This is a genomic window from Acidovorax sp. (genome assembly GCF_046341535.1).
GTDB lineage: Bacteria > Pseudomonadota > Gammaproteobacteria > Burkholderiales > Burkholderiaceae_C > Acidovorax.
Genome location: NZ_JBKDRI010000025.1, coordinates 1 through 14,430, shown reverse-complemented (window position 1 = coordinate 14,430; position 14,430 = coordinate 1). Strand labels below are relative to the sequence as shown.

General features: G+C 61.3%; 10 protein-coding genes and 1 other RNA gene. 7 read left to right on the top strand and 4 right to left on the bottom strand.

Annotated features, from left to right (window positions below; all coding sequences use genetic code 11):
- Positions 1 to 254 precede the first annotated feature (254 nt).
- The 4 genes from ssrA to ompA all read right to left on the bottom strand — a co-directional run bounded on the left by ssrA (position 255) and on the right by ompA (position 3,061).
- Positions 255 to 641, bottom strand: a transfer-messenger RNA (tmRNA) gene (gene ssrA, locus ACK543_RS01395).
- A gap of 12 nt (positions 642 to 653) precedes the next feature.
- Complete coding sequence (gene gph / locus ACK543_RS01390; protein WP_409941094.1) at positions 654 to 1,325, bottom strand: phosphoglycolate phosphatase; 672 nt, start codon at positions 1,323 to 1,325, stop codon at positions 654 to 656.
- A gap of 1 nt (position 1,326) precedes the next feature.
- A complete protein-coding gene (ubiG, locus tag ACK543_RS01385; RefSeq protein ID WP_409941093.1) occupies positions 1,327 to 2,037 on the bottom strand; it encodes a bifunctional 2-polyprenyl-6-hydroxyphenol methylase/3-demethylubiquinol 3-O-methyltransferase UbiG in 711 nt (236 codons plus the stop codon).
- 373 nt (positions 2,038 to 2,410) lie between these two features.
- Positions 2,411 to 3,061 (bottom strand): outer membrane protein OmpA, encoded by a 651-nt coding sequence (ompA, locus tag ACK543_RS01380; RefSeq protein WP_409941092.1) that lies wholly within the window; start codon positions 3,059 to 3,061, stop codon positions 2,411 to 2,413.
- A 224-nt stretch (positions 3,062 to 3,285) separates the two neighbouring features.
- Between ompA and gyrA the strand changes: the two genes are divergently transcribed.
- From gyrA to ACK543_RS01345, 7 genes are all read left to right on the top strand, one after another.
- Positions 3,286 to 5,943 (top strand): DNA gyrase subunit A, encoded by a 2,658-nt coding sequence (gene gyrA, locus ACK543_RS01375; protein WP_409941091.1) that lies wholly within the window; start codon positions 3,286 to 3,288, stop codon positions 5,941 to 5,943.
- Between the two features lie 134 nt (positions 5,944 to 6,077).
- Complete coding sequence (gene serC / locus ACK543_RS01370; protein WP_409941090.1) at positions 6,078 to 7,187, top strand: 3-phosphoserine/phosphohydroxythreonine transaminase; 1,110 nt, start codon at positions 6,078 to 6,080, stop codon at positions 7,185 to 7,187.
- A 65-nt stretch (positions 7,188 to 7,252) separates the two neighbouring features.
- Positions 7,253 to 8,350 (top strand): prephenate dehydratase, encoded by a 1,098-nt coding sequence (gene pheA / locus ACK543_RS01365; protein ID WP_409941089.1) that lies wholly within the window; start codon positions 7,253 to 7,255, stop codon positions 8,348 to 8,350.
- 9 nt (positions 8,351 to 8,359) lie between these two features.
- Entirely contained in the window at positions 8,360 to 9,244 is an 885-nt protein-coding gene (locus ACK543_RS01360) for a prephenate dehydrogenase (RefSeq protein ID WP_409941088.1), read from the top strand.
- Positions 9,245 to 9,462: 218 nt separating this feature from the next.
- Positions 9,463 to 11,535 (top strand): bifunctional 3-phosphoshikimate 1-carboxyvinyltransferase/cytidylate kinase, encoded by a 2,073-nt coding sequence (locus ACK543_RS01355; RefSeq protein ID WP_409941087.1) that lies wholly within the window; start codon positions 9,463 to 9,465, stop codon positions 11,533 to 11,535.
- A gap of 96 nt (positions 11,536 to 11,631) precedes the next feature.
- The gene (gene rpsA, locus ACK543_RS01350) at positions 11,632 to 13,425 is read left to right on the top strand and encodes a 30S ribosomal protein S1 (RefSeq protein ID WP_409941086.1); all 1,794 of its coding nucleotides are present in this window, start codon (positions 11,632 to 11,634) and stop codon (positions 13,423 to 13,425) included.
- A gap of 195 nt (positions 13,426 to 13,620) precedes the next feature.
- The gene (locus ACK543_RS01345; RefSeq protein WP_409941085.1) at positions 13,621 to 13,974 is read left to right on the top strand and encodes an integration host factor subunit beta; all 354 of its coding nucleotides are present in this window, start codon (positions 13,621 to 13,623) and stop codon (positions 13,972 to 13,974) included.
- Positions 13,975 to 14,430 lie beyond the last annotated feature (456 nt).

The window sequence follows — 14,430 nt, the reverse complement described above, 5'->3', positions numbered from 1 at the left end:
ATGTTGATGCGCTTGAGATGCTTGCCAATCAGGGCCAGACCGGCCTGGTTGCTCAAGTCGTAGGGCAATTGTTTGATTACAAAGTCGGTCATGGTCGCTTCACCTGCTGGGTGAAACGTCACATAGCATCCAAGTCGTTGACTTCAATGGAGAATCAGCAAAATATCGACCATCAGGTCACGGATTCAGGTAACTGATTTGCAAATGAAAAAGGCCGCCAGGTGGTGTTCCTTGGCGGCCTTTGTTTTGGTGGATGGTGGAGCTGGCGGGAATTGAACCCGCGTCCGCAAGCCTTTATCGGGCAGATCTACATGTTTAGCGGTCTGATTTGAGTCTCGCCGCCGAAATCGCGCAGTCGCACGCTACACCGGCCGCCAGCACCCTAGTTTCTCGCCCCAACCCAAGGTACCCGGATCAGAACCAGCCTATGTAATTATCCTTGCAGCCGGGAGGTCGTGATTGCTCACAACCCCCTTGCCCAGCCCATAGGCCGACTGTTGCAAGGCTCACTGGCAATTAAGCAGCGAGTGCGAAACGTTCGTCGTTTGCAGTTAGTTTGTTAAATCGAGATTAACGAGCGTGAATCAAGCTCGACATGCACCACACCGATTCCGAACCCACGTCGAAACCAGGACAGCCCCTCAAGGTTCATTTTAGACCGTCCCAAGGAAATTCAAGAGCTCGCCAGGAGATTTAATTGCGCCATGGCTAGGCCAAGCAGACAAATCCGTGTCGGCTCCAAGATAGCCGTACAACGCGGCGATCGCCCCCATGCCGGCGGCTCGCCCAGCCACCATATCTCGCTCATCGTCGCCGACGTAGATGCATTGAGAAGGAGTGACCCCCAAGCGGGCAGCCGCCTCCAGCAGCGGCGCAGGGTGCGGCTTGCAGTGGGGCGTCGTGTCGCCGCTGATGATCGTGCCAGCGCCTCGGAACAGGTCGATCGCTGAGGTCAGCGGTGCTGTGAAACGTGTTGCCTTATTCGTCACCACCCCCCACAGCAGCCCTTTGGTTGCGATGGTGTCGATCAGTTCGGCCACACCATCAAATGCGTGCGTACGCTCCATCATGCAGGACTCATAGCTTGCGAAAAACTCTTCCCGCATTGCAGGAAAGTGGTCATGGTCGGGCGTAAGACCGAAAGCTACCCCTAGCAAGCCGCGGGCACCAGCACCCGCAACGGGACGGTAGCGTTCGAAGGGAAGTGGCTCCAAACCTCGGACTGCACGCATTGCGTTTGCAGCAGCGGCCAGATCAGGAGCACTGTCAATCAGAGTGCCATCCAGGTCGAAAAGCACCGCACGTACGTTGTTAAAAGACACCATATCAGGCCAAGCGACGGGTTGCGAAAAGATAGTTGACGCCCGTATCTGCATTCAGCCGGTAGCGCTCGGTCAGCGGGTTGTAGGAAAGGCCGCGCGTGCTGTGTACAGCGAGTCCGGCAGCGCGACAGTACGTCGCCAGCTCACTCGGTTTGATCATCTTTGCATACTCGTGGGTACCACGCGGCAGCATGTTCATCACATACTCGGCGCCCACAATGGCAAGCAAGAAAGCCTTGGCGTTCCGGTTGATCGTGGAGAAGAACACCCAACCACCAGGCTTGACCAAGCTTGCACAGGCCCGAACCACGGAGCCGGGATCTGGAACGTGCTCGAGCATCTCCATGCACGTGACGACGTCGTAACCAGCCGGGTCTTCATCGGCAAGGGCTTCTGCACTCACCTCGCGATATTCCACGCCAGTGGTACCTGCCTCCAGTGCATGAAGTTTGGCCACGCGCAGGGCCTTGGACGCAAGGTCAATCCCGGTCACCTGGGCCCCCTTGCGCGCTAGCGAGTCAGCCAGGACACCGCCGCCACAACCGACATCCAGAACCCGTTTGCCGCGCAGGTCGCAGAGGGTGTTGATCCATTCCAACCTCAGGGGGTTGATTTGATGCAGCGGTTTGAACTCGCTGTCTGGATCCCACCAGCGGTGGGCCAGTTCGGAGAATTTGGCGAGTTCGGCCGGGTCAGCATTTACTGTTTCACTCATGCGTCGATTTTGCCCCAATGCGAACCTCCCCACCGACCCACCAGATCGGCGCGGGACACATCCATCCCATGAGCGTCCGTTCTGAGGACGATGATTGCGAATCCGCACCAACCGGTCAAAGACCAACTCGCACCGCAAAGGCGCTACCACCGCGTCTGCGCCATGTCGACCTGCTCACAGGCGCTTCGTGGTTACATGCCCAGTCGCGACGCTTGGTGGCGCCATCCAGACGATGCTTGACCAACGGCCAGCTAACAACGCACCAGGCCTGCGCCACAACATTTGGACGCCCCGTGTTCAGGGTGCGCACGCTCTTGGACACGCACGCAAAAAAGCCCCGTAAACGGGGCTTTCGGCGGAGGCAATCCGAAGATTACTTGGCAGCGCGGGTGCCAACCACCTCAATTTCCACGCGGCGATTCTTCGCGCGGCCTTCAGAAGTCTTGTTGTCGGCAACAGGCTGCTTTTCGCCCTTGCCTTCGGTGTAAACGCGGTTCTTTTCGATGCCCTTGGACACCAGATAAGCCTTCACGGCCTCAGAACGACGCACCGACAGCTTTTGGTTGTAAGCATCGGAGCCCACGGAGTCGGTGTGACCCACGGCGATGATCACCTCGAGGTTAATGCCCTTGACCTTGGAGACCAGGTCGTCGAGCTTTGCACGACCTTCTGGCTTCAGCACCGATTTGTCGAAATCAAAGAAAGCGTCGGCGGCGTAGGTCACCTTGGTAGCGGCTGCAGGAGCTGGAGCTGGGGCAGGTGCTGGTGCAGGCGCGGGTGCTCGGGCAGCGGCTGGGGCAGGTGCTGGTGCAGCAGCAGGAGCGGGCGCAGCAACGATGGCGCCATCGCAGCCTGGAGCGGCCGTGGCAGGCGTCCAGTTGGCGTCACGCCAGCAGTATTCGTTGGTACCGTTTTTCCAAACCGTGCCCGAAGCGTTCCTCCAGTTGTCGACGGTTTGAGCGCCTGCGGCGGTTGCGAGCGCTGCAGAGGCAAACAACATCGCCACTTTGTTCAATTTCTTCATGGTTCTCCTCTTGGGGAAAGAGCCGCAGCCGCGCGGCGAGTCGGGACGCTGGGGGTGACCACCACCCTAAGCGTTCGATTCATTATGCCAGACGCAACATTGCAACTGAGGCTGCGCGGCGCCAGATACCGATCGACGAAATCCATTTTGCCTCGATATGTTGCGCCATCGCTACACAGTCTTAGCCCTAAAATGGACCTAAACCACCGCACTCCAAGCTCCCGATGACCCAGTTCGCCAAAGAAACCTTGCCCATCAGCCTAGAAGAGGAGATGAGGCGCAGCTACCTCGACTACGCGATGAGCGTGATTGTCGGGCGGGCCTTGCCTGATGCGCGAGATGGCCTCAAACCCGTGCATCGGCGCGTGCTTTTCGCAATGCACGAGCTCAATAACGACTGGAATCGCCCGTACAAAAAGTCGGCCCGTATTGTGGGCGACGTGATCGGTAAGTACCACCCTCATGGTGATTCGGCGGTTTATGACACCATTGTGCGGATGGCGCAGGATTTCTCGCTGCGGCACATGCTGGTCGATGGCCAGGGTAATTTCGGGTCGGTGGATGGCGACAACGCGGCCGCCATGCGTTACACCGAGATCCGACTGGCCAAGATCGCTCACGAAATGCTGGGCGATATCGACAAGGAAACCGTCGACTTCGGCCCCAATTACGACGGCAGCGAAAAGGAACCGCTGGTATTGCCCAGCAAGCTTCCGAACCTGCTGGTCAACGGTTCTGCTGGTATTGCCGTGGGGATGGCCACGAACATTCCACCGCACAACCTCAACGAGGTGGTGGATGCCTGCCTGCACTTGCTGCGCAACCCGGATGCCACCATCGACGAGTTGATGGAAATCATCCCGGCGCCCGACTTCCCCACCGCGGGCATCATTTACGGCATCAATGGCGTGAAAGACGGCTACCGCACTGGCCGAGGCAAGGTGGTGATGCGCGCCAAATGCCACTTTGAGGACATCGATCGCGGCCAGCGCCAGGCAATCATCGTGGACGAGCTGCCCTACCAGGTCAACAAGAAGACGCTGCAAGAGCGCATGGCCGAGCTGGTGCACGAAAAGAAGATCGAAGGCATCAGCCACATCCAGGATGAGTCTGACAAGTCGGGCATGCGCCTTGTCATCGAACTCAAGCGTGGCGAAGTGCCCGAAGTGGTGCTCAACAACCTGTACAAGCAAACGCAGTTGCAAGACACGTTCGGCATGAACATGGTGGCTCTGATCGATGGCCAGCCCCGTTTGTGCAACCTCAAGGACCTGATCAGCGTCTTTTTGCAACACCGCCGCGAGGTGGTCACCCGCCGCACCGTGTTTGAACTGCGCAAGGCACGCGATCGTGGCCATGTGCTCGAAGGTCTGGCCGTTGCCCTGGCAAACATTGACGACTTCATTGCCATCATCCGCAACGCGCCGACCCCGCCGGTGGCCAAGGCGGAGCTGATGACCCGTTCGTGGGACAGCAAGCTGGTGCGCGAGATGCTCACCCGCACCCGCGCCGACGGTGGCGTGATCAATGCTGATGACTACCGACCCGACGGTCTTGAAAAAGAATTCGGCATGGGCCAGGACGGCTTGTACCGCCTGTCAGAAACCCAGGCCCAGGAAATCCTGCAGATGCGCCTTCAGCGCCTGACGGGTCTGGAGCAAGACAAGATCGTGGCAGAGTACAAGGATGTCATGGCGGTCATTGAAGACCTGCTGGACATTCTTGCCAAACCGGAGCGCGTGTCGGTCATCATTGGCGACGAACTCAGCTCAATCAGGACGGAATTCGGCCAGCACAAGCTGGGCGCGCGCCGCAGCGTCGTCGAGTACAGCGCGCAGGACCTTTCCACGGAAGACCTCATCACGCCGACCGACATGGTGGTCACGCTCAGCCATACCGGTTACATCAAAAGCCAGCCGCTCAATGAGTACCGCGCCCAAAAACGGGGAGGTCGCGGCAAGCAGGCAACCGCCACCAAGGAAGACGACTGGATCGACCAGCTCTTCATTGCCAATACGCACGACTACATCCTGTGCTTTTCGAACCGGGGCCGCCTGTACTGGCTCAAGGTATGGGAAGTTCCGGCTGGCTCGCGCGGCTCACGCGGACGCCCCATCGTCAACATGTTCCCTTTGCAGGAGGGCGAGAAGATCAACGTGGTGCTGGCCCTTACCGGCGACATGCGCTCCTTCCCGGCCGACCGCTACGTGTTCATGGCGACCAGCATGGGTACCGTCAAAAAGACTGCGCTGGACGAGTTCAGCAACCCGCGCAAGGGCGGGATCATTGCCGTGAATCTGGACGATGGCGACTATCTGATCGGAGCAGCGCTCACCGATGGCAAACACGATGTGATGCTGTTCAGTGATGGTGGCAAGGCCGTGCGCTTTGACGAAAACGATGTGCGCCCCCTGGGCCGCCAGGCTCGCGGTGTGCGCGGGATGACACTGGAAGACGGCCAGAGCGTGATCGCCATGCTGGTGGCCGAGGACGAGACCCAGAGCGTGCTGACTGCCACCGAAAACGGCTACGGCAAACGCACGAGCATTGTCGAATACACCCGCCACGGCCGCGGCACCAAGGGCATGATCGCCATCCAGCAAAGCGAGCGCAATGGCAAGGTGGTGGCAGCCACGCTGGTGCATGCGGACGACGAAATCATGCTCATCACCGACAAGGGCGTGCTGGTACGCACCCGGGTGTCCGAGATTCGCGAACTGGGCCGGGCCACGCAAGGCGTGACGCTGATCGCGCTGGACGAAGGTGCCAAGCTCAGCGGCCTGCAGCGCATCGTTGAAAACGATGCCAACGCCGCTGAGACCGACGCGCCCGCCGATGGCGCCGCCGCCGATGCAGCGCCGCCGCAGACGCCCGACGCATGATGCAACCCACCGGGCTTGCCCGGTATGCGCCGTCTGCCCGCCATGACCCAGGTCCTGGTCGCTGCATCGAGATGCTATATATTTTATAGCACTAAATGATACAGAGCAAGCGCTCGAACCCCATTTCATTCAAAATGATCCGTCCCTACAACTTCTCCGCCGGTCCCGCCGCCATTCCCCTTGAGGTGCTTGAGCAAGCCTCGACGCAGATGCTTGACTGGAATGGCTGTGGAATGGGCGTGATGGAGATGAGCCACCGCGGCAAGGAGTTCATCTCGATCTGCGAACAAGCCGAGTCAGACCTGCGCGAGCTGCTGGCGATTCCGTCGAACTTCGAGGTTCTTTTCATGCAGGGCGGCGGACTGGCCGAAAACGCCATCGTCCCGATGAATCTCTCCCGCGCGGGGATCGTCGACTTTGTTCTCACGGGCAGCTGGAGCCAAAAATCCCTGCAGGAAGCGCGCAAGTACGTCTCCGAGGCGAACATCGCGGCGTCTGGCGAAGCCTCCGGCTTTTGCACCCTGCCCGACCCTGCAACCTGGGACTTGAGCCGTGGTGCCAGCTACGTGCACATCTGCACCAACGAAACCATCCATGGTGTCGAGTTTCAAGAGCTGCCGGACCTGAAGGCACTGGGCAGTGATGCCCCCCTGGTCATCGATTTTTCATCGCATGTTGCTTCGCGCAGCGTCGACTGGACGCGCGTCGGCCTTGCGTTCGGTGGTGCCCAGAAGAATTTAGGGCCGGCAGGGCTCACCCTGGTTGTCGTCCGCCAAGACCTGCTGGGCCATGCGCTTCCCATCTGCCCCAGCGCTTTCAACTACCAGACGGTCGCCGACCACCAGTCGATGTACAACACGCCGCCGACCTGGAGCATCTACATGGCCGGGCTCATGTTCCAGTGGCTCAAGCGCCAGACCGAAGATGGCCTGACCGGCGTGGCCGCGATGGAACGTCGCAACGCAGCCAAGGCCGCGCTGCTGTACGACGCGATCGACAGCTCCAGCCTGTACGTGAACAAGGTTGCGGTTCCGTGCAGGTCGCGCATGAATGTCCCGTTTTTTCTGCACGACGAAAGCCGCAACGATGCCTTCCTGACCGGCGCAAAGGAACGAGGCCTCTTGCAGCTCAAGGGCCACAAGTCGGTGGGCGGCATGCGCGCGAGCCTGTACAACGCCATGCCCATCGAAGGGGTGCAGTCGCTGGTGGACTACATGCGAGAATTTGAGCAAAAGCGCGCCTGAAGAGAGAACGGATCAGAATTGCCTCTCACCCAGCCGCGCGCCGACACCAGAACGCTCTCCCATTCATGAACAATCCGCAAGCCTCTCCCGATCTCGCCAGCCTGCGCGTGCAGATCGACAGTCTCGACCAGCAATTGCTCACGCTGCTTAACCAGCGGGCGCTGGTGGCAGAGAAGGTAGGCGAGCTGAAAAAGCGCGAGGGCACACCTTTTTTCCGGCCCGACCGCGTGGCCCAGGTCATCGAAAAAATCCAGACTGCCAACCCCGGCCCGCTCAAGGACGCCCATGTGGCAGCCATCTGGCGGGAGATCATGTCGGCCTGCCTGGCGCTGGAGTCCCCGCAGCGGGTGGCTGTGCTGGGCCCAGAGGGCACGTTCTGCGAGCAAGCGGCCATCGAGTTCTTTGGCGGGGCCGCAGACCTGATGTACTGCGCCAATTTTGACGAAGTGTTCCACGCCACCGCGGCGGGCAGTGCACAGTACGGCGTGGTGGGCGTCGAAAACTCCACCGAGGGCGTCGTCACGCGCTCGCTCGATCTTTTCCTGCACACACCCACCCATGTGGTGGGCGAAGTCAGCCTGCTGGTGCGACACAACCTGCTGCGCACCAGCAACTCGCTCGACGATATCCAAGTGGTTCTAGCCCATCCTCAGGCACTGGCGCAGTGCCAGGCGTGGCTGTCCAAGCACCTGCCACACGCCGAGCGCCGCCCGGTCTCCAGCAATGCAGAAGGCGCGCGGCTGGCCACGACCAACCCGGCCTGGGCGGCGCTGTCGAGCGAGCGCGCCGCCACACAGTTCGGCCTGCATATCGTGGCGCACGCCATTCAGGACGATGCGTACAACCGTACGCGTTTTGCCATCATCTGCCTGCCGCACACATTGCAGACGCCGCCGCCCTCTGGCAAGGACTGCACCAGTCTGGTGGTCTCGGTGCCCAACCGCCCCGGTGCGGTGCACGACCTGCTGGTGCCGCTGAAAACCCATGGTGTATCGATGACACGGTTCGAATCCCGCCCCGCACGTACCGGGCAGTGGGAGTACTACTTCTACATTGATCTGGATGGACACCCGGCGCAACCGCATGTCGCGCGCGCGCTTGAAGAGCTCCGCAGTTTGTGCGCGTTCTACAAAGTCCTCGGGACCTACCCCGTCTCATCCTGAGGAGTCCACATGTTTGAACAATTGGGACTGATTGGCTGCGGACTGATGGGCGGTTCGTTCGCCCTGGCCATGAAAAAAGCGGGCCTGGTCAAGCGCGTGGTCGGCTACAGCAAGTCGCCCTCCACCACCGACCGCGCCCGCCAGATGGGCGTGATCGACGTCGAGGCCCCTTCGGCGCTGCTGGCCGTGGCGGGTGCTGACGTAGTGCTGCTGGCCGTGCCCGTATCTGCCACCGAGGCCACCCTCAAGGCGATCAAGCACCTGGTCACGCCGCAAATGCTCATCATGGACGTGGGTTCCACCAAGGCCGATGTGGTGCAAGCGGCGAGCCGCGCACTGCGGGACCAGGTCGGCTCTTTCGTGCCCGCCCACCCTATCACCGGCCGTGAGGTTTCTGGCGTTGAACACGCCGAGGCTGACCTCTACAGCGGCCGCCAGGTGATCCTGACCCCCATCGAGCGCACCTACACCGCCCAGTTGCAAAAGGCGCAGGAGACCTGGATGGCGCTTGGCAGCCGCGTATTGAGCATGTCGCCCGAATCGCACGATGCAGCATTTGCCGCCGTGAGCCACCTGCCGCATCTGCTGGCGTTCGCCCTGTTGAACAGCATCATGGGTCAGCCGGGAGCGGACGATTTCCTCTCGCTGGCGGGGCCGGGGTTTCGTGACTTCACCCGCATCGCGGCCAGCGACCCCAAGGTGTGGCGCGATATCCTGCTGGCCAATCGCGAAGAACTGCTTTCGCAATCCAAACTGTTTCAGCAGGCGCTCAAGAACATTGAGCAAGCCATGGCAAAGGGTGACGGTCAGGCGGTTGAAGACATGCTGACGCTTGCCAGCGAGACGCGCGCGCATTGGCGCATGGGTGCGCAGCGAGGCTCCAAGCCCCGCTGAGTTTGACCGTTGCGCTGCTTGCCCCAGGTGCGACGGCCGCACACGATCGCACGGCGCATCCGTTTGTCACACATGCCGCCACGGCGGCAGCCATGCCGGGCCGCACCACCACCTGCATCATTGCAACTTGCCTTGCATGCGCGCAGGACCCGAACTGAAACCTTGACGCCCTGACGCCGACCCGTACTTGTCCTGCCATCGCCTACCGTACCAACGCCATGTTCAGCACTGCATTCCTTGACCTCCCAGCGCTCCAGAGCGCCGCTGGCGAAGTCCATCTGCCCGGCTCCAAAAGCATCTCCAATCGCGTCCTGCTGCTGGCTGCGCTGAGCCATGGAACGACCACCGTGTACGACCTGCTCGCTTCGGACGACACCCGCGTGATGCTGGATGCCCTGCGACTGATCGGCTGCGGGGTGGGCGAGCGCGGCAGCACCGTGCGAATCACCGGGCTGGGCGACCGGCCGCCTGCCGCGCCCACCAAGCTTTTTCTGGGCAACGCTGGAACCGCCATGCGCCCGCTCACAGCGGCTTTGGCCTTGCTGGGCGGCCAATTCGAGCTCTCGGGCGTGCCGCGCATGCACGAACGCCCCATTGGTGACCTCGTCGATGCCCTGCGCCAGCTTGGCTGCCAGATCGACTACCTGGGCAATGATGGATACCCGCCGCTGCGCATCGCCCATGGACATGGCGTGCCTGCGCTATCGCTCGCAGGCCCCATCCGGGTGCGCGGCGATGTATCAAGCCAGTTCCTCACCGCGCTGCTGATGGCACTGCCCCTGGCGGCCGGGCAGCAGGCCATCGACATCGAGGTGGTGGGCGAGCTCATCTCCAAGCCCTACATCGCCATCACGCTGCAACTGCTGGAACGCTTTGGGATCCGCGTTGCGCACGACCGCTGGCAACGCTTTTCCATCCCGGCGGGCAGCCGCTACCAGTCGCCTGGAGCAATTCACGTCGAGGCCGATGCATCATCTGCTAGCTATTTCATAGCACTCGGGGCAATTGCAGCGTGCGCAAGTGGGGTAAATGAACCACAAACCGAGGCAAGTGACCGTGTTGGCATTACCGTGCGTGGTGTGGGGCTTGACTCCATTCAGGGCGACATCCGCTTTGTGGACGCGGCCCGGGCCATGGGCGCGGTGGTGACGGGCGGACCCAACTGGCTGCACATCCGGCGGGGCCAGCCTGGCCAGGGATGGCCGCTCAAGGCGATTGACCTCGACTGCAACCACATCCCGGACGCTGCCATGACCCTGGCGGTGATGGCGCTTTACGCCGACGGCCCGACCACGCTGCGCAACATCGCCAGCTGGCGCGTGAAGGAAACCGACCGCATCGCGGCCATGGCCACCGAGCTCCGCAAGCTCGGCGCCACCGTCGACGAAGGCGCAGACTACATCCGCGTGACGCCGCCCGCGCAGTTGCAGGACTGGAAGGCCGCCAGCATCCATACCTACGACGACCACCGCGTGGCCATGTGCTTTTCGCTGGCAGCCTTCAATCCAGCACGGCTGCCGGTGCGTATTGAAGACCCCAAGTGCGTTGCCAAGACGTTTCCGGAATATTTCGAGACCCTGTTCTCGGTATCGAAGGTCGCGGAAGAGCTCATTCCCGTCATCTGCATCGACGGACCCACGGCATCGGGCAAGGGCACCGTCGCCGCAGCCGTTGCGCAGCGGCTGGGCTACCGCTTTCTCGACTCCGGTGCGATGTACCGGATCACCGCACTGGCGGCGGGCCGCGCTGGCTACGCCATCGACGCCGACCACGAAAGCGCCATTGCCACCATGGCCCGCGCACTACCCGTTCGCTTCGAGGCAGGCCATGTGCTGCTCGGTGACGACGACGTGACACAAACCATACGCACCGAAGAGGCCGGGATGAATGCATCGCGCGTGTCTGCCCTGCCCGCCGTGCGCGCGGCCCTGGTGGACCTGCAGCACGGTTTTCGTCGCCTGCCGGGGCTGGTGGCCGATGGCCGCGACATGGGAACCGTGATCTTCCCGGGGGCCACGCTCAAGGTGTATTTGACCGCCAGCGCGGCATGCCGCGCAGAGCGGCGCCATAAACAGTTGATTTCAAAGGGTTTTTCGGCTAACATCGAAGTCCTTCGCGCGGATCTTGAGGCGCGCGACGCCAGGGACAGCACCCGCAGCGTTGCACCCCTCAAGCCCGCGCAGGACGCTCTGGTCCTGGACAGCTCCCACTTGACGATTGATGAAGCCGTCGAGCAGGTGCTGGCATGGTGGCAAGAGCGACAACCCTTCGCGGCCTCTGCGAAGGGTTGAAACGTGCAAGGCCCTCTTCATCGGGGGCCTTCAGGCACAGCCGCAAGGCTGTCCAACAGGCCCACAGTGCTCCCCTCGCGCGTCAGCGCTCAGGCAATGTGGATCGATAACCTAACCCGCGGTTTCACCGCAAACATCACCGCAAGCAGTCATAAAAACGGTGGCAATGGTGCTACTGGAACCCTGTTTGCGGCAAGGAAACACATGTCCGAATCTTTTGCCGCCCTTTTTGAAGAATCCTTGCAGCGCACGGAAATGCGCCCCGGTGAGGTCATCACCGCTGAAGTCGTGCGCGTTGAGCACAACTTCGTGGTCGTGAACGCAGGCCTCAAGTCCGAAGCCTATGTACCGCTGGAAGAGTTCAAAAACGACAAGGGCGAAGTCGAAGTCCAAGTGGGTGACTTCGTCTCGGTGGCCATTGGCTCCATCGAAAACGGCTACGGCGACACCATCCTGTCGCGCGACACCGCCAAGCGTCTGGCCTCCTGGATGAGCCTGGAAAAGGCCCTGGAATCCGGCGAATTCGTCACTGGCACGACCAGCGGCAAGGTCAAGGGCGGCCTCACGGTCCTGGTCAACGGCATCCGTGCATTCCTGCCCGGTTCGCTGATCGACACGCGTCCGATCAAGGATCTGACGCCGTACGAAAACAAGACCATGGAGTTCAAGGTCATCAAGCTCGACCGCAAGCGCAACAACGTGGTGCTCAGCCGCCGCGCCGTAGTGGAAGCCTCCATGGGCGAAGAGCGCGCCAAGCTGATGGAAACCCTCAAGGAAGGCTCCATCGTCCAGGGCGTGGTCAAGAACATCACCGAATACGGTGCGTTCGTGGACCTGGGCGGCATCGACGGCCTGCTGCACATCACCGACATGGCATGGCGTCGCGTGCGTCACCCCTCCGAAGTGGTGACCGCTGGCCAGGAAATCACCGCCAAGATCCTGAAGTTCGACACCGAGAAGAACCGCGTCTCGCTCGGTCTCAAGCAAATGGGCGACGACCCCTGGATGGGCGTGAACCGCCGCTACCCGCAAGGCACCCGCCTGTTCGGCAAGATCACCAACATTGCCGACTACGGCGCGTTCGTCGAACTCGAACCCGGCATCGAAGGCCTGGTGCACGTGTCTGAAATGGACTGGACCAACAAGAACATCGCCCCTGCCAAGCTGGTTTCGCTGGGCGACGAAGTCGAAGTGATGGTTCTGGAAATCGACGAAGACAAGCGCCGCATCAGCCTGGGCATGAAGCAGTGCAAGGCCAACCCATGGCAGGAATTTGCCCAGGACACCAAGCGTGGCGACCGCGTCAAGGGCCCGATCAAGTCGATCACCGACTTCGGCGTGTTCGTGGGCCTGGCTGCCGGCATCGACGGCCTGGTGCACCTGTCTGACCTCTCGTGGAACGAGCCTGGCGAATCCGCCGTGCGCAACTACAAGAAGGGCCAGGAAGTCGAAGCCATCGTGCTGGCCGTGGACGTGGACCGCGAGCGCATCTCGCTGGGTATCAAGCAACTCGATGGCGACCCATTCACGACCTTCGTGACCATGAACGACAAGGGCCAGACGGTGACCGGCAAGGTCAAGACCGTGGACGCCCGTGGCGCTGAAATCGATCTCGGCGACGACATCGTGGGTTACCTGCGCGCTTCGGAAATCTCCCGCGACCGGGTGGAAGATGCCCGCAACGTGCTCAAGGAAGGCGACGAAGTCACGGCCGTGGTGGTCAACGTCGATCGCAAGACCCGCAACATCCAGCTGTCGATCAAGCAAAAGGACATGGCTGACGAGCAAGGCGCAATGGCCAGCCTGAGCCAGCAGTCCAGCCGCGAAAGCGCTGGCACCACCAGCCTGGGAGCCCTGCTGCGCGCCAAGCTCGACAATTCGGAAAAGTAAGCAAAGCCCGCCCTCGCGCCATGCCTTCGGGCGGGCGGCTGGGGCAGTTGTCAGGCCCGATCCGCATGCGGCCTGCGCAGTTGCCCCGGCTCCACCCGATCGAGTGCTCGCAGGGGCCAATCAGCAAGACAGCAGGCGTCATCTTGGCGCCCGCTTTTTTTCAAGTCGTCACCTGCTCGTATGTCACAAGATTCCATGACCCGCTCAGACGTCGTCGAAGAACTTGCTGCCCGCTTCGGCCAGTTGACATATCGCGACGCGGAATTTGCCGTCAAGACGATTCTGGATGCAGTGGGTGATGCGTTGGTGCGCGGTCACCGGATCGAGATCCGCGGCTTTGGCAGCTTCTCGGTCAACCACAGACCGCCCCGCATGGGACGCAACCCGCGCAGCGGCGAGGCGGTGGCCATTCCCGAAAAGCGCGTTCCACACTTCAAGCCGGGCAAAGCCCTGCGGGAAGCCGTGGACCAGCGCACAGCCGAGCTTGAACAAGCCACCGGCCAGATGAAGAACCTTGCCGGCACCCCAGCGCCATCAGACCAATCCTGAGGCCCCCATAGCGCGAGACCTCTCGCGACGCCCGGCCAGACAGTCCGCCTCAGCGGGCCATGGCGCTACACTAGGCTACCCCGATGCCTGGGCAGGACAGTCCGAAAATGCTATTTTAAAGATAGCAATAAAATCACGCCAGTCGGGCGCAAACGGCTTTTTTAGTCTCTAGGAGCCTGTCGGACTTGGAAATCGTCGGCTGCAAATCGACCGCAGCGGTCCATTTTTCACCGCCTTTTTGCCCCATAGCTCGGCTATGGGGCTGCAAATTCGGCAAAAACGGTCCTCGCTGAGGCCAATTTTCGCTTTCGACGCTCCAAGTCCGACAGGCTCCTAGTGTCATGTCCCGTTAATTTCTGGCATTAATCGTGCATGCCAATGCGGTATCTTGGGAACGGAGATACCGCCATGAGGACAGGAAGACCGAAAGTCGAGTTGCTGCTGACGGACGATGAG

What these genes read in the sequence shown, in the direction of transcription:
- gph (WP_409941094.1), bottom strand. Translation starts at nt 1,325, where the DNA reads ATGGTGTCTTTTAACAACGTACGTGCGGTGCTTTTCGACCTGGATGGC.
- ubiG (WP_409941093.1), bottom strand. Translation starts at nt 2,037, where the DNA reads ATGAGTGAAACAGTAAATGCTGACCCGGCCGAACTCGCCAAATTCTCC.
- ompA (WP_409941092.1), bottom strand. Translation starts at nt 3,061, where the DNA reads ATGAAGAAATTGAACAAAGTGGCGATGTTGTTTGCCTCTGCAGCGCTC.
- gyrA (WP_409941091.1), top strand. Translation starts at nt 3,286, where the DNA reads ATGACCCAGTTCGCCAAAGAAACCTTGCCCATCAGCCTAGAAGAGGAG.
- serC (WP_409941090.1), top strand. Translation starts at nt 6,078, where the DNA reads ATGATCCGTCCCTACAACTTCTCCGCCGGTCCCGCCGCCATTCCCCTT.
- pheA (WP_409941089.1), top strand. Translation starts at nt 7,253, where the DNA reads ATGAACAATCCGCAAGCCTCTCCCGATCTCGCCAGCCTGCGCGTGCAG.
- ACK543_RS01360 (WP_409941088.1), top strand. Translation starts at nt 8,360, where the DNA reads ATGTTTGAACAATTGGGACTGATTGGCTGCGGACTGATGGGCGGTTCG.
- ACK543_RS01355 (WP_409941087.1), top strand. Translation starts at nt 9,463, where the DNA reads ATGTTCAGCACTGCATTCCTTGACCTCCCAGCGCTCCAGAGCGCCGCT.
- rpsA (WP_409941086.1), top strand. Translation starts at nt 11,632, where the DNA reads ATGTGGATCGATAACCTAACCCGCGGTTTCACCGCAAACATCACCGCA.
- ACK543_RS01345 (WP_409941085.1), top strand. Translation starts at nt 13,621, where the DNA reads ATGACCCGCTCAGACGTCGTCGAAGAACTTGCTGCCCGCTTCGGCCAG.